This window comes from Acinetobacter sp. ABJ_C5_2 (genome assembly GCF_044538485.1).
In the GTDB taxonomy this organism is placed as follows: Bacteria; Pseudomonadota; Gammaproteobacteria; order Pseudomonadales; family Moraxellaceae; genus Acinetobacter; species Acinetobacter nosocomialis_A.
In genome coordinates this window covers 139,778-162,688 of the sequence record NZ_JBIUCS010000002.1, presented here as the reverse complement: position 1 = coordinate 162,688, position 22,911 = coordinate 139,778, and the positions used below count along the sequence as shown (strand labels likewise).

Below are 22,911 nucleotides of genomic sequence, written 5' to 3'. Positions count from 1 at the left end.
GCAACATGCATTAAGAGCAGGTTGTGATGTTTTAACATGTGTTGTTTTTCTGTCCAAGATAGACTTTAGCCCATTAGACTTAAGCACTATCGACCATCAAATTTTTTATAACTAATATTCGTTGAGTATAAAGCTTAACCACTGTATTTATTGTTTTTTTGTAGAAGAATTAAACAGTTTTTTGTATGTATTTATGAAAAGTAAATTTTGAATCAATGTAATTTTCAACTATTTGGTATAAATTTTTTAAGAAAAAAGAAGTGTTGTTATTTTAATCAAACTAGAGGGGAGTATTACAAATAATATACGTAATTGAAATTAAGTTTTAATAGTTTATATATAGGATAAAAAGGATAAATTATAAACATTTTTAATATTAAACTAAGTATAAAAAAGTCAGTGCTCACCCATTTATAAAGATATTTTATTGCTTTGATATTATGAGAAATTTCTCATAGTTATTAATCTTTAATTTACCCGTAAATATAGTTAAAAATAAAATCATTTCCTTGTTTAAAACTTAAACATTATTTGTCTTTAATGCTAAGGGCTAGGGTATTGCTCGGAGTTATAAGGGCTTGCATGTCGCTTTTTGCCTTAATAATATTATTCATCCCTCTGCCAAATGATCGTTAAATATATCATTTGGTCTATTTTGTTTTTCCGGCTTATCCGGTTGTACAGGAGCGTCCAGCATGGACTTGCCGAACCCAATATTGGCAAAAGTTACCGAGCGTGTAATCGCGCGTAGCCAAAAAACTCGTTCTGCATATTTACAACGCATTGAACATGCCCAAGGTAAATTTCCTGCTCGTGGAGCACTCTCATGTGCCAATCTCGCGCATGGTTTTGCCAGCATGGAAGATAATGAAAAATTAATTATTAAAGTTGGCCGTGAACCAAATATTGGCATTGTGTCTTCATATAATGAAATGCTTTCAGCACATGCCCCTTATAAAACCTTCCCAGACATTATAAAAACAGCTGCCCGTGAAAATGGTGGTGTTGCTCAGTTTGCTGGTGGTGTCCCAGCAATGTGTGATGGCATTACTCAAGGTAATGCCGGTATGGAATTGTCATTGTTTTCACGTGAAACAATTGCGATGAGTACAGCAATTGCACTTTCTCATAATATGTTCGATGCCGCATTGTGTCTCGGCGTATGCGATAAAATTGTACCGGGCTTACTGATTGGTGCCTTACAGTTTGGTTATCTACCGACTATTTTTGTGCCTGCGGGTCCAATGAGTAGCGGTTTATCGAATGATGATAAAGCTAAAATTCGTCAACAATTCGCGACTGGTCAAGTGGGCCGAGATGCCTTACTTGAAGCTGAATCGGCTGCCTATCATGGTCAAGGCACATGTACCTTCTACGGTACTGCTAATAGTAACCAAATGCTGATGGAAGTCATGGGTTTACATTTGCCAAGCGCTGCATTTGTTCACCCTCATACGCCATTACGTGATGCGCTCACTGCTGAAGCTGCTAAGCGTGTACTTGACTTAACTGCTGAGCGAGGCAACTACACACCAATCGGTCATGTGATTGATGAAAAAGCAATTATAAACGGCATTGTCGCTTTACTGGCTACAGGCGGTTCAACCAACCATACGTTACATCTTATTGCGATTGCACGTGCGGCTGGCATCTTAATTGACTGGGATGACTTTGATGAGTTGTCTGCTGTTGTTCCATTGCTCGCAAAAATCTATCCAAATGGTAAGGCCGATGTAAACCATTTCCAAGCAGCGGGTGGGGTGGCATTCCTTATTCGTAACTTACTTGAGGCAGGTTTGTTGCATAGCGATGTAACAACAGTCGCTGGTAAGGGTTTACAGCACTACACCAAAGAACCGAAATTGATTGACGGTAAGCTCACTTGGGTTGACGGTGTGGTTCAAAGCCTTGATGACAAAGTACTCCGTAGCATTGATGCGCCGTTTCAGCCAGATGGTGGTTTGCGCTTAATGCAAGGTCGCCTTGGTCGTGGTGTTATCAAGATTTCTGCGGTTGCGCCAGAGCACCGTAAAGTTAGAGCTCCAGCAATTGTGTTTGATTCTCAAGAAGCGGTACAAGCAGCGTTTGACCGTGGCGAATTACACCGAGACTTTATTGCGGTTGTTCGTTTCCAAGGTGCACGTGCGAATGGTATGCCTGAGTTACATCGTTTGACGCCTGTGTTGGGTGTTTTACAAGATCAAGGTTTCCATGTTGCATTAGTCACTGACGGTCGTATGTCTGGCGCTTCAGGCAAAGTGCCTGCAGTGATTCACTTGTCTCCAGAAGCCTTACTTAACGGCCCGATTGGCAAAGTTCAAACCGGAGATATGCTGGTTATTGATGCTGAAGCTGGTGTACTCGATATTGAGTTAGATGAACAAACTTGGCAGTCACGCTCTGTTGCACAGCCAGAACATCAGGCAGAAAACGAAGTCGGTTTTGGTCGTGAATTATTTGGTGTATTCCGTGCAGCAGCAGCACCTGCTGAACATGGTGCATCTGTGTTTGGTTCACTTGTTGGTGAAGAGCCACAAGCGCCTATTTGAGACAAAGGAATTACAACGTAATGAGCAAGATTGAAGATGTGGTCAAATTAGGCCCAGTAATTCCCGTGTTGGCCTTTGACTCTGCCGAACAAGGTGAACATGTATCACGTGCATTGCATGCTGGCGGTGTAAAAGTACTGGAAATTACTTTACGTACTGCTGCTGGTTTGGCTGCTATTGAGCGAGCGTCTCAGTTGGCAGACGACATTGTGGTGGGGGTGGGAACAATTACCAAGCCTGAGCATTGTGCTCAAGCTAAAAAAGCAGGCGCTAAGTTTGGTGTATCTCCTGGTTTGACCAAAGACTTACATTTGGCTGCGCAAGATGCTGGCTTACCTTTATTACCAGGAGTCATGACACCAAGTGATCTGATTCAGGCGATTGAGTTGGGTTATGACATTGTGAAGTTTTTCCCAGCTCAGCAAGCAGGTGGGGTCGAGATGCTCAAAGCATTTTATGGTCCATTTCCAAACTTGCGTTTTTGCCCGACCGGTGGAATTACAGCAGAGTCAGCACCAGATTTCTTGAAGCAACCTAACGTAGTTTGTGTGGGTGGTTCATGGTTGACGCCTAAAGCTGCTGTTGCTGAACAAGACTGGGCTGAAATTACGCGTTTAGCTCAAATTGCGAGTCAGTTGAGAGCATTGTAAATGTAGTCAATATTTATAAAAAATGAAGTGCATTCTATGTGCTTTAAAGGCTGTATTGATGTGACCAGTTTGTGCTGGTCACACCTAAATATAAAAAATTAATGTCTTAACAGTAGGAATTACTGTGGTTGAAGACCTTTGTTTAGGCAGTGTGCCTAAATAATAATTCCAAGGAGAAGTGTCCCATGGAGACGGTTCAGGGTGGCATGTTGCTGATCTACACTGTAATCGCGATTATTGCATTGGTTGTTATGATCGCGAAGTTCAGAATTTATCCCTTTTTAGTTCTTATCATTGTTTCACTCGGTTTAGCTTTAGCTGTTGGCATGCCAATGGGCGATATTGTTAAGTCATATGAAGCTGGTACTGGTAAAACCTTGGGCCACCTTGCGATTGTAATCGCGCTCGGAACGATGCTCGGCAAAATGATGGCCGAGTCAGGTGGTGCTGAACGAATAGCAATTACTTTAATTAAATGGTTTGGTGAGAAAAATATTCACTGGGCCATGATGTTTATTGCTCTTATTGTTGGTCTTCCCGTATTTTTCGAAGTCGGTTTTGTTCTACTTATTCCAATTGCGTTCAACATTGCTAAACGGACAGGCAAGTCCTTATTAGTTGTTGGTTTGCCTATGGTTGCTGGTTTGTCGGTTGTACATGGTTTAATTCCGCCACATCCAGCAGCTTTGCTGGCAGTGCAGGCATATCATGCTGATATTGGTAAAACGATTGCTTACAGTTTAATAGTCGGTGTTCCAACAGCTATTGTGGCTGGGCCTTTGTATGCACTCTGGATTAATAAATACGTCAAATTGCCTGAAAATAACCCTTTAGCAAAGCAGTTTGTTGATGCAGATACGACTAAGACTCGTGAGCTACCAAGCTTTGGGATTACCTTATTTACGATTATGTTGCCTGTTGTACTCATGTTAATCGGAAGTTGGGCTGATCTGTTCTTTGCACCAAAAACTTTCGCAAATGATGTACTACGTTTTATTGGTACTTCTGATATCGCATTGCTTATTGCTGTACTGGTCAGCTTTATTACCTTTGGTACGATGCAGGGCTTTAACCGTGAACAAATTGAAAAATTCTGTGGCGGGTGTTTAGCTTCTATTGCCGGGATTATGTTGATTGTAGGTGCAGGTGGCGGTTTTGGTGGCATTTTGCGTGACACCGGTATTTCTGATGAGATTGTATCTACAGCTTTGAAGGCAAATTTATCGCCGTTATTGTTAGGCTGGTTTGTCGCAGCATTAATTCGCTTGGCTACAGGTTCTGCAACGGTTGCTATGGCTACCGCTTGTAGCATTGTTGCTCCAATTGCAGCTACGGCTGGCGTTGCTGTTAGACCGGAACTCTTAGTCCTTGCGACGGGTTCAGGTTCATTGGTGTTCTCACATGTAAATGACGCAGGATTTTGGCTAATCAAAGAATATTTTGGTATGACAGTAGGGCAGACACTCAAAACTTGGTCGGTATTAGAAACGATCATTTCGGTGTTGGGTTTATCTTTCACGCTACTGCTTAGTACTATTTTATAATTAAAGGTGAGTAATCCATGATTGTGATTGCAATGGGTGTCTGTGGAACAGGTAAAACCCTAATCGGTGAGTTGTTATCAGAGCGTTTGGCTTGTGAGTTCCTCGATGGCGATACGCTTCATTCAGCTGCAAATAAAAGCAAGATGAGCCAAGGTATTCCTTTAACTGATGAAGACCGTTTGCCGTGGTTACAAGCCATTCGTCAGGCGATTGAAACCAAACAAAGAGATGGTGAAACGGCTGTATTTACATGCTCATCTTTAAAGCGGATGTATCGCGATATTTTAAGAGGGCAGGACCAGAATATTAAGTTTGTATACTTAAAAGGTTCTTATGAGCTGTTGCAGCAACGTCTTGCTGAGCGAGCAGGCCATTTCTTTGACCCATCATTGCTACAAACTCAGCTAGATACATTAGAGGAACCTGATGTGAATGAAGCAATTGCTATTGATATTGCGCTCACACCAGAACAGATCATTGAACAAGTCATCCAGAAGCTAGGGGTGACTGATAGTGTGTGTCGAGGATAACCTCATTTAAAACTCACATCTTGATGGCTCTATAGCCTGAGGCCCAAGCAAGGTGAATACCGGTAACAGTACTGGTATTCACACAAACTAGACCTGTTCATAACAGGCTAGGTTTAAATTTATAAATAATTGGAGATAAGAATAATGAGCCATTCAAATAATTTACAACATAAATTTCCCCCAGTAGATAGTATTCCTGACAGCGTACGTCTGCCATCTCAGATTCATCAGCGTATCTCATTAGTGGATGGTGAGTTGAAGTTATGGGCTGGTTCAACCAAGAAGACATTCTCTCCAATCTGGATTCAGCAGCCTGACGGTAGCTTGCAGCAAGTTGAGCTTGGTAGTTATCCAGTCATGGGTGAGAAAGAAAGTGACGAAGCGTTAGAAGCGGCAGTACGCGCCTACAATAATGGTCGTGGTGAATGGCCAATGATGAAAGTTGGTGAGCGCATCGCCTGTATGCAGAATTTCATTCAGCGTATGGTGGAACAGCGAGACCTCATTGTTAAACTGATAATGTGGGAAATTGGTAAGAGCTTGGCGGACTCCGAAAAAGAGTTCGACCGTACTGTCACCTATATGCGTCAAACGATTGATGCCCTGAAAGATCTGGATAATGCCAACTCCCGCTTTGTAATTGCTGAAGGTACGATTGGTCAAATTCGTCGTACCCCATTAGGCGTAGTGTTGTGTATGGGACCATACAACTACCCGCTGAACGAAACCTTTGCTACCTTGATTCCGGCCATGCTGATGGGCAACACGATTATCTTTAAACCACCTCAATTTGGGACCTTGCTGTTTGAACCATTGTTGGAAGCATTCCGTGATTCATTTCCAAAAGGTGTGATCAATACCATTTATGCGCCAGGTTCATTGGTAGTACCACATTTGTTGGCATCTGGAAAAATTAATGTATTGGCATTGATTGGTTCTAGTAAAGTGGCCGATCACTTGAAAAAACAACATCCTAAATCTCACCGTCTGCGTGCGATTCTAGGATTAGATGCAAAGAATGCAGCCATTATTCTGCCAGATGCTGATTTGGATTTGACAGTGAAAGAGTGCCTGTTAGGAGCATTGTCGTTTAATGGTCAGCGTTGTACTGCGCTCAAAATGCTGATGGTGCATCGGTCAATAGCTGACGAATTTGTTAAGCGCTTAACGGCTGAACTGGCTAAACTAAAAGTGGGTATGCCATGGGAAAAAGGTGTATTTATTACTCCATTGCCAGGTATGCACCGTACGACCTATATGACTGAAGTCATTGAAGATGCCGTGGCAAAAGGAGCTAAAGTCGTTAATCCGGAAGGTGGTGAATTCTGCAAAACCATGTTTTATCCAGCCGTAGTTTATCCAGTGACAGAGGGTATGAGACTGTATCGAGAAGAACAGTTTGGTCCAGTGGTGCCTGTCTCTGTTTATGATGACATTGAAACTGTGCTGGAATATGTTACGACTTCGGATCATGGTCAGCAGGTGAGTATTTTTGGTAGCGACCCCGAGCAAATTGGTCATTTAGTCGATACACTTGTACATCAAGTTTGTCGTGTAAATATCAATTGTCAGTGTCAACGTGGTCCAGATGTATTCCCATTCGGTGGCCGTAAAGATTCTGCCGAAGGTACACTGTCTGTGCATGATGCGTTACGTGCTTTCTCTATCCGCGCTATGATTGCTGCTAAACAGACCGATGATAGCAAAGGCATGCTGGCCTCTATGGTGTCTGAGCACTATTCTAAATTTGTGAATACCGACTTTATTTTCTAAAGAACATATGACTAAAAAAACCAGCCTTTGGGCTGGTTTTTTATTGGAGCTAACAAAATAAAACGCCTGATATTGATCAGGCATTTTATTTAAATAAGAGAGGACTTATTGACGAATTTGACCGTCACCTAACACAATCCATTTTTGAGAAGTTAAGCCTTCTAAACCAACTGGACCACGTGCATGAATTTTATCTGTTGAGATACCAATTTCAGCACCTAAACCATATTCAAAGCCATCAGCGAAACGAGTTGAAGCGTTAATCACGACTGAACTTGAGTCTACACGAGCCAAGAACTGACGAGCCAAAGTGTAGTTTTCAGTTACAATGGCATCGGTGTGATGTGAACCATACTTATTGATATGGTCAATTGCTTCATCAATACCACTAACCACTTTAACGGCAAGAATTGGTCCTAAATATTCGGTATACCAATCTTCTTCTGTTGCAGGTTTGACAGTCGTACCCAAAATACGACGTGTTTCTGGACAACCGCGTAACTCAACTTGTTTTTCAGCATACAGTTCAGCAATACGTGGTAAGAAAACGTCTGCAATTTTTTCATCAACAAGCAGTGTTTCCATTGCATTACAAACACCGTAACGATGAGTTTTGGCATTCAATGTAATTGGTAATGCTTTTTGTAAGTCAGCTTGAGCTTCTACAAACACATGACAGTTACCATCAAGATGCTTAATGACAGGAATACGAGCTTCATTGGTTACACGTTCAATTAGGCTCTTGCCACCACGTGGAACAATTACATCTACGTATTCTGCCATGGTAATGAGGTGGCCAACCGCTGCACGGTCAGACGTTTCAATGACTTGTACCGAATGCTCAGGTAAACCAGCAACTTTTAAACCATGTTTAATCGCTTCTGCGATGGCTTTATTTGACTCAAGTGCTTCTGAACCACCACGTAAAATAATGGCATTGCCCGATTTAATCGCTAAAGATGCAGCTTCTAGTGTTACGTTTGGACGTGATTCGTAAATCATACCAACGACACCTAAAGGCACACGCATTTTTCCAATTTGAATACCTGTGGGGCGATATGCAAGATCCGTAATTTCCCCAATTGGATCGACAAGCGCGATCACATCTTTTAAACCTTGCAACATCCCTTTAAAGCGTGCGGGTGTAAGCTCAAGACGATCAAGTAAGGCGCTATCAAGCTTGTTGTTACGGCCTTTTTCCATGTCGAGTTGATTCGCCGCCAAGATTGCTGCCTGATTATTTTCTAAAGCAGTATAAATAGCAGAGAGTGCATGATTTTTAAGCGAAGTTGAAGCACTTGTCAAAACGCGTGAAGCCTCACGTGCTTGTTGCCCGACTTTTTGCATGTATTGTTCAATTGAATCTTGCATAGCAGTTTTTAATCATTTACCAATGACTACGATAGTAGCAGTCAAATGCGGAACAATGAATGGCTTTTTTTCAAAAATGTGACCGCTATAAAAAAACATTTAAATATTTTGAAAACTATTAGCGGCTTAAACAAGATGAGCGGTCATTTCAGCGATTGCGTATATTTCAGACAATTGTTTAGAATGGACTTGTGCAATACAAACTAATACAAATTTTAAAGATTTGTGCATAAAAGATTACATGTTCAAGAAGGAACTCTTGCAGCATAAAAAAATTACAGCAAGGAGGAAGCAAGGATATGAATTCCATTATTCAAATGGATTCGGAGATAAACCAAGCTTATGCCGGTTTTGGGTTTTTCGATATCTACCATAGAGATAGTTTTAAACAACCAGCTCGTACCACATGGATTGACGGCTGGAAAATTGAATACATGGCGATTGCAGACCCAAAAACCATTCACAAAACACCGATTGTGATTGTTGGTGGTGCTTTTCAAAATTTTAACTCTTATAAATATTGTGTTGAGCAACTGTTTGAAAGTGGTCCGGTCATTCTAATTGACTTGCCATCTATGGGTGCAAATCAACAAATTACCAATCGGGATACTGGAATTTCTGCTGGAACATTAGAACTACCTGATTTATCAGAAATGTTAGGTCGCTGGTTAGATATTGTCGGAATTCAAAAAGTTTCTGTAATGGGAATGTCGTTGGGTTCAGTCGTTGCTTCTTGTTTTGCCTATCACCGTCCAGATTTGATGGATCGCATGATTTTGATGGGTGTTATGCAAAAGACCCGTAAAAGCTGGCGAATGATTTTGGAAGAATCGCTCAAACTCATGCAAGAAAACCGTATGGAAGAGTTTGGGCAAGCGGTAATTTTATATTTGGTCAATCATGCCAAGTTAGATAAAACCCGTATGTCACCTACAGCTAAAAAATTATTTTTTAGGCAAATGGCTGAGTTTACGGGTACCGAGCGTGAACGTTATGACATTAACTGTAATCGACTTTTGCGTTTAACAGATGTGCCGATTCCAAAGTGTAAAACACTGGTTGCAGCAGGGCAGTATGACAGTTTTACTCTGCCTCATGAAAATGCCAATTTTGCTTTGCAATGTCCAGATATGGAATTTGCTCTCATTGCCAATGCCGATCATGTACCACAGCTCCAGCGTCGTAAAGAAACCATGAGTTTGTTTACTTCATTCTTAAAAGGTGAATCTATCCAAAATTTGGATGGGATTATTCCAATGACGCGTGAACAAATGCAAAGTATGGAACGTCGAGGTGAAGAACGGATTTCAGTTCTTCAACCTAAAACGAAACTGAGCCACCGTGAATGTAAAACGGAAGTGTCAGTGACGATTGCAGATGTCACTTTCTTTGGGATGTACTTGAAGTTAGATGATGTGACACAGCTCGTTTTTGTAAATGAACACCCACGGGATCTGGCTCTGCATCTAGAAGATGAGGAAGGCCCTTTCTCGATCGAATGTTTAATCTTTGAAGCTACTGAACAAGGAATCCGTGCTTTATTTAAGCATGGCAGTTTTGAGCTTGCTGATCGTTTAAGTCGTTTTATTGTCCGTCAAAAACAAACTGCTTAATTAGGTTTTTATAAATGGAAGCTCGTTTATTTCGAGCTTCCATTTTTTTTATATTTATTATTTTGTTTGGGCGTGAATGGTCCAAACTAAGTCGCCTAAATGTTCTTCACCTCTCTCTTTAGAAACTTGTCCAAAGAATATTTGTGGTTGTTCAACACTTACCTGATTAAATCCTGCATCTTCAAAAAAGTCTTTCACTTCAAGTGGCGTTTTAAAGTGAAAACTAAAAGAGCTTCGAGACATAAGTTTAAGTAATTTACTGCTGTTCCAGATAATACTGGCGAGTTTATTTTTAACGGGTTCAGGGTAAAGGTCGGTTAAGTAATGGAACTTTTTAAAAGAAGTTCCGTAGTGAGCAATCGACTGGATCAGTTGTTTTAATAAGTCTTTATCAAAATAGTTAATCAAACCTTCACTAATCACAACCAGTGGGCGGTTCGGGTCAAACACTTCAAATGCTTGAGCAAAAGCATCTGTAAATAAATCGACTGATAAAATCTCAGGTGCATTTTTTTCAATTTGTTGTAGGGCATTTTGTTTGGTTTGTGCCATATCGGGTAAATCAAGTTCTCGATAGGTAATAGAAGGGTAATGCTGCCTAAACCACCAGCCACGTGGTGATAAACCACAGGCAATTTCAAGCACCTGTAAATCAGAGTTTTCTTGAATTAACTTCTCTAAATTATGATCAAGCATGGTATGGCGCTGCTTAAGCGTCGTGCGCATGCTGCCACCCACATATTTCTCTGCCCATGATTCTATTGGATGAACCAAATATGCTAGTGATTTGCCTTTGGCTGTAGCAAGTGCTTCATGAGAGATCCCCATTTGATACCAGATATAACCCGTATAGTGGGCTGTAAAAGAGATGTGGCGGTGTTTTGAAAGGTGTTGTGTCATTCGTCCTGAACTCGATTTATTGTTTTTGTGTGATCTTAATTACCTAAGCATCATAAGATCTTGCATTGAAATTATGTCATTTAAGCTGACTAGTGCATCACGCCGGAGTTTTGCTGTTTTAAACATTTCATTTCGGGATTAACCTTCGGTTCGACCTACTTTTGTTTCGACAAAAGTAGGCAAAACCTGAGGTACGAATAGCAAAGATTAATTATCTTTGCCGTACCGTAAAACGAAAGCTATGCTTTAGTAAATGCTACGCACTTCGTTTGTCTTGCGCAATGCGAAAGCGCTAACGCTTTTGCATTGCTCAGGTTGCAGATGACGTTTTCACGTATCCATACTTTAGAGTGAGCTTTTAAACTCTTCAATGGCTGTTTTGACAGCTTGCCAGTCATTTCCAAGCGATAAAGTTTCACCAACTTGGATTTGTGGAATTTGACCACGCATGCGTTCAAGGCGTTCTTGGTTTGGTAGCTCTAAGTTCGCAATACCTTCAAGTGCTGTACATGCTGCACTACGGTCATTACATACCAGCCCCATATCACAACCCGCTGCCAGAGCGGCCTGAATACGCGCATCTGCACCACCAGCGACGCAAGCAGCTTGCATGCTTAAGTCATCAGAGAAAAGTACGCCATTAAAATTCAAACGTTTGCGTAGAACTTCTTGAATCCAGAAAGGTGAGAAACCTGCCGGATTTGGGTCAACCTGATCATAAATCACATGTGCAGGCATGAGTGCATCTAGCTCAGGCATAAGCTTAATGAAACTTTGCATGTCATGGTTATAAATTTCATCATAGCTACGGCTGTCGATTGCTGCAGCGACATGTGAGTCGGCTTTTACCGAACCGTGGCCTGGGAAGTGCTTGCCGGTATTTGCCATACCAGCTTTTTTCATACCGCGCATAAATGCGCCAGCAAGCGGGGCAATATCCTCAATGTTTTTAGAGAAGCCACGGTCACCAATGACATCACTAATGGCATTAAGGTCTAAAACTGGTGCAAAACTGAAATCGATCCCCACAGCCAAGACTTCGGTTGCCATTAACCAGCCACACTGTTCAGCCAGTTCAAGCGCCTTTTGTGGTTGGGTGATATAGAGTTCGCCAAAGCGGCCCATCGCTGGTAATAGTGTAAAGCCAGCTTTTAAACGTTGAACTCGACCACCTTCTTGATCGACAGCAATCAAAATATCTGGGCGAACTTGGCGCATATGGTCGGTTAAAGCACGGACTTGTTGTGGTGATTCAATATTTCGTGCAAATAAAATCATGCCACCGACTTGCGGAGCTTGTAATAGTTCAATATCTTCTTTAGTAAGTTCTGTGCCGGCAATGTCCAGCATCAACGCGCCAATCATATTGGTTCCATTTGAATTTTGATTGAAAAACAATAAGCGAATTTTGCAATGATTTGCTACATTTTGTCAGTACAGAATATGATAAAACTACACGGTATAAACAATTTAGTTGGTTAAGATGTTGAATCTGCTTAGTTCATATCGAAAACAGAGCGTGTAAGATACGAACACCCAAGGAAGTATTAAGAATTTATGAAACTTCAAACTATAGCTTGTGCAGTAGCAATCGCGACTGGCGGTTTATTCTTCTCTCATACGATGAACGAAGCAAGAGCAGCAACCAATACAGCTGCTGTTTCTCAATCGATCCAGCCAACGCAAGAGCAGGCCTTGGTGGCTCGTCAACTGGCAACTTTAGTTGATCGCCAACATTATTTAAATATGCGTTTGGATGCGAATACATCTAACCGTATTCTTGATATGTATTTAGACAGTCTTGATCCAGACCATTCATTATTTTTAGACGCTGAAGTTCAAAATTATAAAAAACTCTATGGTTCAAATTTTGGTGCTTCATTAAAAGCGGGGAACTTAACTGGACCGTTTGCAATTCACCAGCAATATCGTGAACGCTTAAAACAATTTTACGAGTTCATGTTGGCTGAGTTGAAACAACAACAGAACTTAAAGCAACCAAATAGCTATATAGAAGTAGATCGCGAAAAAGCGCCGTATTTTAAAACAACGGCTGAGCAACAGAATCACTGGCGTAAAATGCTGGTTTCACAGTTAATTAATTTAACCATTAGCCGTGAAGAAGAGCAGGCAAAACAAAAGGCACTTAAAGAAAACCCGTCACTTGCTGATGGTCAAGATTTAAAAGGTCCAGAAGATTTAACGCCAGCTCAGACTTTGACTAAGCGTTATACACGTCAGCTTGAAAGAATTAGTCGTGTAAAAAGCGATGATGTTTTAGATAAAACATTAAATGCAATGTTAGCGACCTATGATCCTCACAGTAACTATTATCCGCCAATTGATGCGATTGAACTAAATCGCCAAACGACTTTGCAGCTTGAAGGGATTGGGGTATCGATTCGTCCAGAGCGTGGCAATGAAGATTACACCAAGATTGAAACCATTGTAGAAGGTGGTCCTGCAAGTAAGTCTGGTCAAGTGAAATCGGGAGATCGAATCGTTGGAGTCGCTCAAGAGGGCGGCAAAATGATCGATGTGGTTGGTTGGACAAGTTCGGAAATTGTTGGGCTTATCCGTGGTAAACGTGGCACTAAAGTCACGCTAAAACTTCTTGGTGCTGGTGCATCAATGAGTCAGGCACGTAATGTGACTTTAGTACGTGATGTTATTCAAGAAGAAGATGCAGGTGTTCGCTCACGTACAGTTGAAGTGACACGCGATGGTAAAAAGCATGTATTAGGTGTGATTGAAATTCCATCGTTCTATTTTGACTATCGTTCACGTCGCGCTGGTCAGCAATATCGTTCAGTTTCCGAAGATACTGCAAATGCTTTTGAGGCATTAAAAGCGAAGAAAGTAGAAGGTATTATTATTGACTTGCGTAATGACCCGGGCGGTTCATTAGAAGAAGTTGCACGTATGCTTGGGCAAGTGATTAAGTCAGGTCCAGTTGTGCAAATTCGTGATGGCAACGGCAATGTCAGTGTATTTGAAGACAATGATGGCGGTCAGCAAATCTATACAGGTCCACTCGCTGTATTGGTGAACTTGGCATCTGCTTCAGCAAGTGAGATTTACTCTGCGGCAATTCAAGACTATGAACGTGGCATTATCATTGGTAGTACAACTACAGGTAAAGGTACAGCTCAGGTCCAACTTGATACTTTGGCATACGGCCAAGCGACTTTAACGCAACGTAAATTCTACCGTGTTACAGGTGGTAGTACGCAAAACAAAGGTGTAGTGCCAGATATTAAGCTTGTCGATATCTATAACGAAGAGTTTGGTGAGCGTAAATCGAAAAACGCATTGAAGTGGGATACCATTCCTACCGCACCATTTAAGCGTGAAGGTTCTGTTCAACCTTATGTTGCGAAGTTGTCTCAATTCTCTGAACAACGTGTTGCTGTCGATCCTCAGTTTAAATATTTAAATAAACGTACAGCAATCGCAAAGGTTACGAGTGACCAAAAACAGGTTGTACTTGATATTGATAAGCGCCGTGCAGAGCTTCTTAGTTTAGAAAAGCAAACTTTAGATGCTGAAAATGAACGTCGTGCAGCAACAGGTCAAAAACCTTTTGCAAACTGGGAAAGCTACCAAGCTTCATTAGATGCATTAGCTGAATCTCGTGCCAAAATGAAAGCTAACCAACGTCCTGCGTTGCCAGAAGAAGAAACATTTGTGAATGAAGCGGCAAATGTACTTATGGATTATGCAAAATTGCAAAACCGTTAAGTTCTTTTGTCTGTTTTACGAAAAGCACGCTGTTCTCAGCGTGCTTTTTTAATTTTTTATGTCAGTAAACTGTCATGCATTTATCATCAAAGTGTCAAGAAAGCTGCTTAATCTTTAAGCATGAAAATAAATACATTGATGGATGGCGCTATGCAAGGCTCATACGCGACAGCACTATTAAAACAACAGCAACTCCCTGAAAGCTTCCAATTCTATTTTAAACAAAAACAGCAGTTGTCTAATACTCAGGAATTGCACCAACTCCACGGGTTGGTTCGTCCTCGTTTAAAAATTGCCATTGTGACAGAGACATGGCCGCCAGAAATTAATGGCGTAGCACTCTCGCTATTACAGTTATGTCAAGGTTTGCAAAAACAAGGGCATAAAATACTACTGGTTCGACCTGAACAAAAAGCGAAGTGTCATGATTTTTTGCCAGAGCAAGAATGTCTCGTCATGTCACAAGCGATTCCCAAATATCCAACGCTGCAATTTGGCTGGCCTCAATATTTAAAAGTTTCAAAAGCTTTTGAAAAATTTATGCCAGATGTTGTGCACATTGTGACGGAAGGGCCTCTAGGCTTAACTGCTATGCAAGCTGCGAAAGCAAAAGACATTCCGGTTTCTAGTGGCTTTCACTCACCATTTCAAGATTTTAGTCGATTCTTTGATCTGGCTTTTTTAGTTAAGCCAATTCAAAAATATCTTTGCTGGTTTCATAACAACACGCAAGTGACCTGTGTTCCAAGTAAAGATACAGAAGAAGCTTTACGTGGTTTCGGTATTACCTGTCCACTTATTGTGGTTGGACGAGGTGTCGACACTACACGCTTTTCACCAAAGCATCGCTCAGAAAGCCTACGCCAGCAATGGGGTGTCGATGCCGATACTCGTGTCATGCTGTATGTAGGGCGTTTATCACCAGAAAAAGAAGTGCAATTGATTGTTGAAAGTTATGCAACCATGCAAAACATGCAGCAACATAAAACTAAACTGGTTGTGGTAGGAGATGGTCCGGATCTTGCTCGATTAAAAGCATTACCTGAAGCGAGACATGTTATTTTTACAGGTAGTTTGCGTGGCCAAGATTTGGCGGCTGCCTATGCAAGCGCAGATGTATTTGTATTTGCGAGTCAAGTTGAAACGTTTGGTAACGTAGTTTTAGAGGCAATGGCGAGCGGTTTGCCGGTTATCGCGTATGATTATGCATGTGCACATCAATATTTAGTCCATAACGTAAGTGGTTGGTTAAGTCCACTTGGGCAGAAAAACCATTTTATACAACAAATTTATCAACTCCCTTCAGTACAACAACTTAGAGAAATGGGCATGCAAGCCTGTCATAAAGTACAGCAAAGCGGTTGGCAACTTCCGGTACAACAATTAGAACAGGCATTTTATCAGGTGGTGAAGGAATCCTCGGTGGACTTCACCTAAGTATCCTAAAATAGGAGAACGACCATGAAATTAAAGAATGCAAAAATAAAAATACTCGATCTCGATTTGAGAGGCTGTTTATATCTCAATCATTTTTCTCACTCACAACGTGTGGCTTTATTCTTCAAAATTATTAGCCGTGCAGGCGATGGGCCATTTTGGTACCTCATGCTGGCAATTGTATGGGGAATGCATGGCATTACCTACAGTTTGCAAATTATCTATTTGTTAATTGGCGGCTCTATCGGAACGGCAATTTATAAATTTCTAAAACATAAAACGACGCGTCCACGCCCATACCAAGTCCATCAAGTGATTGTGCTTGGTGAAAGACCACTTGATCACTTTAGTTTTCCATCTGGCCATACGTTACATGCAGTGATGGTGACAATTGTGTTGGGATATATCCAACCTGTGTTATTAGCCGCTATGTTACCTTTCATGGTGCTGGTTGCGTTGTCTCGCATGGTGCTTGGGCTTCACTACCCAAGTGATGTGATTGTGGGTGCGCTGATTGGTGCGGCAGTGGCAAGTATCATTATATTTGTAGCGCCATTATTAAACATCGCTTTATAACGAACAGTAATTTTTATCAGCTTAAGCTATCGATTAGGTTTGTGGATTTGCTAAAGTACACAGTTCGTGATTTAGCAGATTAAACAGATAGGAGCCGCTATGGGCTTACGTTGGACAGATACGATTGATATTGCCATTGAATTGTCAGAAGCACATCCAGAAGTTGATCCGCAATGGATCCGTTTTACCGATTTACATGCATGGGTATGTGCATTACCAGACTTCAGTGATGACCCAAATAAATCAACCGAAGGATTGTTAGAAGGTATCCAAATGGCCTGGATAGATGAAGTTCGCTAAAAACAGTAGAAAAAATCGCAACTTTTACACATTCAAAGCTGATTATTGCCTATGACATCGGTATAATGCTGCAAATTTTTTAAAGTTTAAATCTTAAAATAAAGGAGCCACTCATGGCTATTGAACGTACTTTGTCTATCGTAAAGCCTGATGCTGTGTCTAAAAACCACATCGGTGAAATTTTTGCTCGTTTCGAAAAAGCGGGTTTAAAAATTGTTGCGACTAAAATGAAACACCTTTCTCAAGCTGATGCTGAAGGTTTCTATGCAGAGCACAAAGAACGCGGTTTCTTTGGTGACTTAGTTGCATTCATGACTTCTGGTCCAGTTGTAGTATCTGTTCTTGAAGGCGAAAACGCAGTTCTTGCTCACCGTGAAATTTTAGGTGCTACAAACCCTAAAGAAGCGGCTCCTGGTACTATCCGTGCTGATTTCGCTGTAAGCATCGACGAAAATGCTGCTCACGGTTCTGACTCAGTTGCTTCTGCAGAGCGTGAAATTGCTTACTTCTTTGCTGACAACGAGATCTGCCCACGCACTCGTTAATCGAAAGCATTCAAACCAGATAAGTGGTATACTACTTATCTGGTTTTTTTATTCTCTCAAGAGCATATTGTCTGATTCTTGAACAATATCTTCTGTTTTTGACATGGTTTAGGTAAATACACATGAGTTCTGCAGTGGTCGTTTCATCTGAAAATCTTGATGGACAGCAGCAATCTTCGTCCACGCCAGCATCGCCTGCTGCCGAAAAAGTGAATTTACTCGGCATGTCACGCGCGCAATTAGAAAAATTCTTCGAAGATATTGGTGAGAAAAAGTTTCGTGCCGGACAGGTCATGAAATGGATTCATCAGTACTTTGTTACTGATTTTGCTGAGATGACCAATATTTCAGGAAAGTTGCGTGCAAAACTTGAACAAATTTGTGAGATTAAAGCTCCTGAGGTGGTTCACCGTCACTATTCAAAAGATGGCACACGTAAATGGGTGTTTCGCGTAGGTGAGGGTGCGGGTTCATTAGTTGAGACTGTATTAATTCCTGCCGAAGATAAAACAGGATTACGTAAAACGCTTTGTATTTCCTCTCAAGTGGGCTGTGCATTGGACTGCTCATTCTGTTCAACAGGTAAGCAAGGTTTCCAACGTGATTTAACGCCAGATGAAATTATTGGGCAACTTTGGATGGCAAACTATTCTTATATGGAAGAAGTGCCTGTTGCTGAACGTGAGCGTTCAGTGACCAATGTCGTGATGATGGGTATGGGGGAGCCATTGCTCAACTATGACGCCGTATTAAGCTCAATGCACATTATGCTTGATGACTTTGCTTATGGCATGTCAAAACGTCGTGTGACTTTATCAACGTCAGGTGTTGTACCAAAAATTGACCAGCTTGCGAAAGATATTGATGTTGCTTTGGCAATTTCTTTACATGCGCCAAACGATGAACTACGTAATGAATTAGTGCCTATTAATAAAAAATATCCATTGGCTCAGTTGATTGCAGCATGTCAGCGTTATATTGCCAAAGATGGTAATGAAAGTGCACGTAAACATGTAACCATCGAATATGTCATGTTGGAAGGTGTGAATGACCAACCTGAACATGCACAGCAAATGATTAAATTATTAAAAAACCTACCAAGTAAAATTAACTTGATTCCGTTTAACCCGTTCCCGCACGCGCCATATGGTCGCTCAAGCCGAAATCGTATTATCTCGTTCCAAAAAACTTTGTCTGATGCCGGATTTGTGTGTACGATTCGTCAAACACGTGGTGATGATATTGACGCTGCATGTGGACAGTTAGTGGGTCAAGTAGCTGATAGAACCCGCCGTGCTGAACAGTGGCAGAAAAAAGTTACACAGCGTCAAGAGATTTTACGTACACAAGGATAAAGTTGAGGGAAAACTTTGAGTACTCCGAAGTTAAAGATCATGTTATGTATGGGGGTTGCAGTTGCATTTCTGGCAAGTGGTTGTCAGACTTCGCCAACACTAAAAAAGGACCCGGAAAAAGCAGTGAAGGTGCGTACGCAGCTTGCTGCAGAATACATTCGTTCTGGTGACTTGGATTCTGCAAAGCGTTCCCTTGATCAAGCCTTAAGTGTCGATAGTCGTGATGCAACGGCAAATATGATGATGGGTATTTTATTGCAACAAGAAGGCAGTAAACCCAATTTAGAAAAAGCAGAACATTATTTTAAACGTGCAATTTCTTCTGAGCCAGATAATGCTCAGGCACGTAATAATTATGGTACGTATTTGTACCAAATGGAGCGTTATAATGATGCCGTCGAGCAATTCCGTATTGCTGGTGCAACATTAGGGTATGATCAACGCTATCAAGCCTTAGAAAATCTTGGGCGGATTTATTTAAAATTGGGTGATATTGCGAGTGCTGAAAAAACATTCAAACAAGCACTCCTTGCTAACCGCGACTCTTACATTTCAATGTTAGAGTTAGCAGAAATTTTTTATTTGCAGCAGCAGATTCCGGCTGCTACACAAATGTATGAACAATATGTTCGTACAGTGGGGCAGAAAAATCAGGGTGCTCGCGCACTTTGGATTGGTTTAAGAGTGGCTCGAGCCAATGCGGATAAAATGGGAATGCAAGTTTTAGTAAACCAGTTACGTGCTTTATTCCCGGAAAGTCCAGAATATCAACGTTATTTGCAATTACAGTATAGTACTGAGGCCGTATGGAAATAAATCCTAATTCACAGCAGCCAACTGGCTCAAGCTTACCGACTTCTGCTTTAGGAAATATTCAACGTCCTGGTGAGTATTTACGTCAAATTCGTGTTTCTCAGAAAAAAGAATTAGAGCAAGTATCTTCAGATTTAAATATGCCGCTTAAAACGCTCAGTGCGTTAGAGCAAGACGATTATAAATCTTTGCCAGAAGCAACCTTTATCAAAGGTTATTATCGTTCTTATGCAAAATATTTAAATGCTGATGCAACTGCAATTATTCAGCGTTTTGATGAGATTTATGCAAACGATACAGGCCTTTTGCCAAATCATGCTTTAAACAACTCACCAATTAAAATCATGGGTAAATTACCGGGTTCTAATAGTGATCGTAACAAGAAGTGGTTAAAGCGTGCATTGCTTGCGATTTTGATTATTGCTGTCGTGTCATTGATTGTGATGGGTGTCCAAAAATGGACTTCAAACAAAGAAGAAGCTGAGGCGCCAAAAGCGAATCAGTCTAATGTTGAAGTTTTACCTATGAAAGGAAATGCCTCTGCAACAGCGGGTGATCAATTGGTGTTAAACTTTAACCGTCCAACTTCTGTTCATATTGTAGATGCAACAGGGAAAGTTTTAGCTACGGGTCGTCAGGCATCGACTTTAACCTTAAATGGTGAGTCTCCATTCCAGATTCGTCTTGATGACGCAACAGCTGTGTCATTAAGTTTAAACCAAGAACAGATTTCATTGTCTCCATATACGGTAAACGGTAAAGCTGAATTCCGTTTATCCCGCTAATACCATGAGTTGAGCGATACAATGATAGAGAACCCAATTAAACGTCGACCAACGCGTAAAATCCGTGTTGGTTCGGTCTATGTCGGCGGCGATGCACCTATTAGCGTGCAAAGTATGACAAATACCGAAACTTGCGATGTCGATGCAACAGTTGCTCAGATTGAACGTTGTGTTGATGCAGGTGCAGATATTATGCGTGTTTCAGTTCCTTCTATGGAAGCAGCTGAAGCCTTTGGTGCGATCCGCAAACGTGTTTCAGTTCCATTAGTGGCTGATATTCACTTTGACCATAGAATTGCTTTAGCAGTTGCAGACTATGGTGCAGACTGTTTGCGTATTAACCCGGGTAATATCGGTTCAGACCAGAAAGTTCGTGAAGTTGTGGCTGCTGCACGTCATCATGGCATTTCTATGCGTATTGGTGTGAATGCGGGTTCTCTAGAAAAAGATTTGCAGAAAAAATATGGCGAGCCTACAGGGCAGGCACTGCTTGAGTCGGCCTTACGTCATATTGATATTTTAGACCGTCTAGATTTCCATGAGTTTAAAGTCAGCGTAAAAGCATCAAATGTGTTTTTAACCATGGATGCCTATCGTTTGCTTTCACAACAAATTGATAATCCATTGCACTTGGGTGTAACCGAGGCTGGTATTTACCGTACAGGTACTGTGAAATCAGCGATTGCTCTTGGCGGGTTATTGATGGAAGGCATTGGCGATACCATGCGTATTTCGCTTGCTGCTGAACCAGAAGATGAAATCAAGATCGGTTTTGATATCTTAAAATCGCTTGGCCTACGTTCTAATGGTATTAACTTTATTGCGTGTCCAAGTTGTTCTCGCCAAGAATTTAACGTGATTCAGGTGATGCAGGCCTTAGAAGAGCGCCTAGAAGATATACGTACACCAATGGACGTTTCAGTTATTGGTTGTAAGGTAAATGGCCCAGGTGAAGCAAAAGAAGCAGATATCGGGGTTGTTGGGGCTGCGCCTCGTTCACTGGTTTATCGTAATGGTGAGAAAAGCCATTTAATTGATACCAATCAATTGGTTGATGAAATCGAAACAATGGTTCGTCAACGTGTTCAAGAGCTTGAAGAAGCTAAATCTAAAGAAATTATTCGTAGTTCATCATGAGTTCAATTGTCGCAATCAAAGGTTTTAATGACGTCTTACCAACGCAAACAGCAGCGTGGAGACGTCTCGAGCAGCATTTAGCATCGTTAATGGATGCTTATGGTTACCAACAAATTCGTTTGCCGATCGTTGAACAAACGGGACTGTTTAAACGTGCTATTGGTGATGCAACTGATATCGTTGAAAAAGAAATGTACACATTCTTCGATAAAGGAAACCCACCTGAATCATTAACTTTGCGTCCAGAAGGGACTGCGGGTTGTGTACGCGCGTTGGTTGAACATAACTTGTTGCGTGGTGCTACGCCGCGTGTGTGGTATATGGGACCTATGTTCCGTTATGAAAAACCACAAAAGGGCCGTTATCGCCAGTTCCATCAGTTCGGTGTAGAAACTTTTGGTGTAGCGACTCCTGATATCGATGCAGAATTGATTCTTTTGACAGCTCGTTTGTGGAAACGTATGGGCGTTGATCACATGGTTCAGCTTGAGTTGAATACTTTAGGTGAAACAGATGAGCGTACAGAATACCGTAATGCTTTAGTTGCGTTCTTAAATGAACATAAAGATGCTTTGGATGAAGATTCACAGCGTCGTTTAACGACAAATCCATTACGTATTTTAGATTCTAAAATTGAATCGACCCAGAAAATTTTGGAAAATGCGCCGAAATTACATGACTTCTTAAAAGAAGACAGCCTAAGCCATTTCCAACAATTACAAGATTATTTGACTGCTGCAGGCGTTAAATTTGTAATTAACCAAAAATTGGTACGTGGTTTAGATTACTACAATAAAACTGTTTTTGAGTGGACAACGACAGCACTAGGTTCGCAAGGTACAGTATGTGCAGGCGGACGCTATGATGGTCTGGTTGGTCAATTAAAAGGTAAGGCTGATCAGTCTGTACCTGCTGTTGGTTTTGCAATGGGGATGGAGCGTTTATTGCTTCTACTTGAGCAAGTTGAACAAGCTGAAACTGTACGCGATTGTGAAGTTTTCTTGGTTGCAGAGCCCGCTTATCAAGCTAAAGCATTAGTTTTGGCAGAGCAATTACGTGATCAGTTAGAAGCTGCTAATAGCAATGTTCGCATTAAAACGGGTTCACAAGGCAGTATGAAGAGTCAGATGAAAAAAGCTGATCAAGCTGGGGCCGTTTACGCCATGATTTTGGGTGAACGTGAATGGGAAGCACAGCAGCTTGCTATCAAAGAGTTAGCAACAGCTGAGCAGTCTCAAGTTGCATTGGCTGAACTCGTACCATTCTTAATTGAAAAATTTACAAAATAAACT

The 22,911-nt window shown here is 41.3% G+C and carries 19 protein-coding genes; 16 read left to right on the top strand and 3 right to left on the bottom strand.

Translation table 11 applies throughout. The annotated features are described in order from the left end of the window. Positions 1–695: 695 nt before the first annotated feature. From edd to ACH8JV_RS03415, 5 genes are all read left to right on the top strand, one after another. Positions 696–2,549 carry a phosphogluconate dehydratase gene (edd, locus tag ACH8JV_RS03435; protein WP_396519731.1) on the top strand — a complete coding sequence of 618 codons (1,854 nt, stop codon included), beginning with the start codon at positions 696–698 and terminating at the stop codon, positions 2,547–2,549. A gap of 20 nt (positions 2,550–2,569) precedes the next feature. Beyond that, on the top strand, positions 2,570–3,199 hold the full coding sequence (gene eda, locus ACH8JV_RS03430) for a bifunctional 4-hydroxy-2-oxoglutarate aldolase/2-dehydro-3-deoxy-phosphogluconate aldolase (protein ID WP_077169059.1): 630 nt from the start codon (positions 2,570–2,572) through the stop codon (positions 3,197–3,199). Between the two features lie 185 nt (positions 3,200–3,384). Further along, on the top strand, positions 3,385–4,743 hold the full coding sequence (locus ACH8JV_RS03425) for a gluconate:H+ symporter (protein ID WP_004698779.1): 1,359 nt from the start codon (positions 3,385–3,387) through the stop codon (positions 4,741–4,743). A gap of 17 nt (positions 4,744–4,760) precedes the next feature. Further along, positions 4,761–5,273 (top strand): gluconokinase, encoded by a 513-nt coding sequence (locus ACH8JV_RS03420; protein ID WP_087606373.1) that lies wholly within the window; start codon positions 4,761–4,763, stop codon positions 5,271–5,273. A 144-nt stretch (positions 5,274–5,417) separates the two neighbouring features. Continuing rightward, on the top strand, positions 5,418–7,046 hold the full coding sequence (locus ACH8JV_RS03415) for an NADP-dependent glyceraldehyde-3-phosphate dehydrogenase (RefSeq protein ID WP_274785914.1): 1,629 nt from the start codon (positions 5,418–5,420) through the stop codon (positions 7,044–7,046). A 105-nt stretch (positions 7,047–7,151) separates the two neighbouring features. On the opposite strand, the gene ACH8JV_RS03410 is transcribed toward ACH8JV_RS03415, so the two are convergent. Beyond that, positions 7,152–8,417, bottom strand: coding sequence for a glutamate-5-semialdehyde dehydrogenase (locus ACH8JV_RS03410; protein WP_343568604.1), 1,266 nt, complete (start codon positions 8,415–8,417; stop codon positions 7,152–7,154). Positions 8,418–8,716: 299 nt separating this feature from the next. On the opposite strand from ACH8JV_RS03410, the gene ACH8JV_RS03405 reads away from it, so the two are divergent. Then, a complete protein-coding gene (locus ACH8JV_RS03405) occupies positions 8,717–10,030 on the top strand; it encodes an alpha/beta fold hydrolase (protein ID WP_396519729.1) in 1,314 nt (437 codons plus the stop codon). Positions 10,031–10,087: 57 nt separating this feature from the next. Here ACH8JV_RS03405 and ACH8JV_RS03400 read toward each other — a convergent pair whose 3' ends face one another. Then, positions 10,088–10,930, bottom strand: a complete 843-nt coding sequence (locus ACH8JV_RS03400; RefSeq protein ID WP_396519727.1) for a class I SAM-dependent methyltransferase — start codon at positions 10,928–10,930, stop codon at positions 10,088–10,090. 345 nt (positions 10,931–11,275) lie between these two features. Continuing rightward, positions 11,276–12,295, bottom strand: coding sequence for a beta-N-acetylhexosaminidase (gene nagZ / locus ACH8JV_RS03395; protein WP_396519725.1), 1,020 nt, complete (start codon positions 12,293–12,295; stop codon positions 11,276–11,278). 192 nt (positions 12,296–12,487) lie between these two features. Between nagZ and ACH8JV_RS03390 the strand changes: the two genes are divergently transcribed. From ACH8JV_RS03390 to hisS, 10 genes are all read left to right on the top strand, one after another. Beyond that, positions 12,488–14,671: a carboxy terminal-processing peptidase gene (locus ACH8JV_RS03390; protein WP_396519723.1), complete on the top strand. Its 2,184-nt coding sequence runs from the start codon at positions 12,488–12,490 to the stop codon at positions 14,669–14,671. 138 nt (positions 14,672–14,809) lie between these two features. Further along, positions 14,810–16,108 (top strand): glycosyltransferase family 4 protein, encoded by a 1,299-nt coding sequence (locus tag ACH8JV_RS03385; RefSeq protein WP_396520010.1) that lies wholly within the window; start codon positions 14,810–14,812, stop codon positions 16,106–16,108. Positions 16,109–16,132: 24 nt separating this feature from the next. Then, positions 16,133–16,684 (top strand): phosphatase PAP2 family protein, encoded by a 552-nt coding sequence (locus ACH8JV_RS03380; protein ID WP_039250407.1) that lies wholly within the window; start codon positions 16,133–16,135, stop codon positions 16,682–16,684. A 99-nt stretch (positions 16,685–16,783) separates the two neighbouring features. Then, a complete protein-coding gene (gene iscX / locus ACH8JV_RS03375) occupies positions 16,784–16,984 on the top strand; it encodes a Fe-S cluster assembly protein IscX (RefSeq protein WP_004698764.1) in 201 nt (66 codons plus the stop codon). A 113-nt stretch (positions 16,985–17,097) separates the two neighbouring features. Continuing rightward, positions 17,098–17,529 (top strand): nucleoside-diphosphate kinase, encoded by a 432-nt coding sequence (gene ndk, locus ACH8JV_RS03370; protein ID WP_000963851.1) that lies wholly within the window; start codon positions 17,098–17,100, stop codon positions 17,527–17,529. A gap of 122 nt (positions 17,530–17,651) precedes the next feature. Continuing rightward, the gene (gene rlmN, locus ACH8JV_RS03365; protein WP_151682915.1) at positions 17,652–18,884 is read left to right on the top strand and encodes a 23S rRNA (adenine(2503)-C(2))-methyltransferase RlmN; all 1,233 of its coding nucleotides are present in this window, start codon (positions 17,652–17,654) and stop codon (positions 18,882–18,884) included. Between the two features lie 15 nt (positions 18,885–18,899). After that, complete coding sequence (pilW, locus tag ACH8JV_RS03360; protein WP_263612899.1) at positions 18,900–19,700, top strand: type IV pilus biogenesis/stability protein PilW; 801 nt, start codon at positions 18,900–18,902, stop codon at positions 19,698–19,700. Further along, entirely contained in the window at positions 19,691–20,482 is a 792-nt protein-coding gene (locus tag ACH8JV_RS03355; RefSeq protein ID WP_263612900.1) for a RodZ domain-containing protein, read from the top strand. Before pilW ends, ACH8JV_RS03355 begins: the two co-directional genes overlap by 10 nt. A 21-nt stretch (positions 20,483–20,503) precedes the next feature. After that, complete coding sequence (gene ispG, locus ACH8JV_RS03350; protein ID WP_000572095.1) at positions 20,504–21,619, top strand: flavodoxin-dependent (E)-4-hydroxy-3-methylbut-2-enyl-diphosphate synthase; 1,116 nt, start codon at positions 20,504–20,506, stop codon at positions 21,617–21,619. Next, on the top strand, positions 21,616–22,908 hold the full coding sequence (hisS, locus tag ACH8JV_RS03345) for a histidine--tRNA ligase (protein WP_311069560.1): 1,293 nt from the start codon (positions 21,616–21,618) through the stop codon (positions 22,906–22,908). The genes ispG and hisS overlap by 4 nt, the downstream gene beginning before the upstream one ends. Positions 22,909–22,911: the final 3 nt, after the last annotated feature.

Excerpts from the sequence above, each read along its gene's own strand:
- edd (WP_396519731.1), top strand. The coding sequence starts at position 696 with ATGGACTTGCCGAACCCAATATTGGCAAAAGTTACCGAGCGTGTAATC.
- eda (WP_077169059.1), top strand. The coding sequence starts at position 2,570 with ATGAGCAAGATTGAAGATGTGGTCAAATTAGGCCCAGTAATTCCCGTG.
- ACH8JV_RS03425 (WP_004698779.1), top strand. The coding sequence starts at position 3,385 with ATGGAGACGGTTCAGGGTGGCATGTTGCTGATCTACACTGTAATCGCG.
- ACH8JV_RS03420 (WP_087606373.1), top strand. The coding sequence starts at position 4,761 with ATGATTGTGATTGCAATGGGTGTCTGTGGAACAGGTAAAACCCTAATC.
- ACH8JV_RS03415 (WP_274785914.1), top strand. The coding sequence starts at position 5,418 with ATGAGCCATTCAAATAATTTACAACATAAATTTCCCCCAGTAGATAGT.
- ACH8JV_RS03410 (WP_343568604.1), bottom strand. The coding sequence starts at position 8,417 with ATGCAAGATTCAATTGAACAATACATGCAAAAAGTCGGGCAACAAGCA.
- ACH8JV_RS03405 (WP_396519729.1), top strand. The coding sequence starts at position 8,717 with ATGAATTCCATTATTCAAATGGATTCGGAGATAAACCAAGCTTATGCC.
- ACH8JV_RS03400 (WP_396519727.1), bottom strand. The coding sequence starts at position 10,930 with ATGACACAACACCTTTCAAAACACCGCCACATCTCTTTTACAGCCCAC.
- nagZ (WP_396519725.1), bottom strand. The coding sequence starts at position 12,295 with ATGATTGGCGCGTTGATGCTGGACATTGCCGGCACAGAACTTACTAAA.
- ACH8JV_RS03390 (WP_396519723.1), top strand. The coding sequence starts at position 12,488 with ATGAAACTTCAAACTATAGCTTGTGCAGTAGCAATCGCGACTGGCGGT.
- ACH8JV_RS03385 (WP_396520010.1), top strand. The coding sequence starts at position 14,810 with ATGGATGGCGCTATGCAAGGCTCATACGCGACAGCACTATTAAAACAA.
- ACH8JV_RS03380 (WP_039250407.1), top strand. The coding sequence starts at position 16,133 with ATGAAATTAAAGAATGCAAAAATAAAAATACTCGATCTCGATTTGAGA.
- iscX (WP_004698764.1), top strand. The coding sequence starts at position 16,784 with ATGGGCTTACGTTGGACAGATACGATTGATATTGCCATTGAATTGTCA.
- ndk (WP_000963851.1), top strand. The coding sequence starts at position 17,098 with ATGGCTATTGAACGTACTTTGTCTATCGTAAAGCCTGATGCTGTGTCT.
- rlmN (WP_151682915.1), top strand. The coding sequence starts at position 17,652 with ATGAGTTCTGCAGTGGTCGTTTCATCTGAAAATCTTGATGGACAGCAG.
- ACH8JV_RS03355 (WP_263612900.1), top strand. The coding sequence starts at position 19,691 with ATGGAAATAAATCCTAATTCACAGCAGCCAACTGGCTCAAGCTTACCG.
- ispG (WP_000572095.1), top strand. The coding sequence starts at position 20,504 with ATGATAGAGAACCCAATTAAACGTCGACCAACGCGTAAAATCCGTGTT.
- hisS (WP_311069560.1), top strand. The coding sequence starts at position 21,616 with ATGAGTTCAATTGTCGCAATCAAAGGTTTTAATGACGTCTTACCAACG.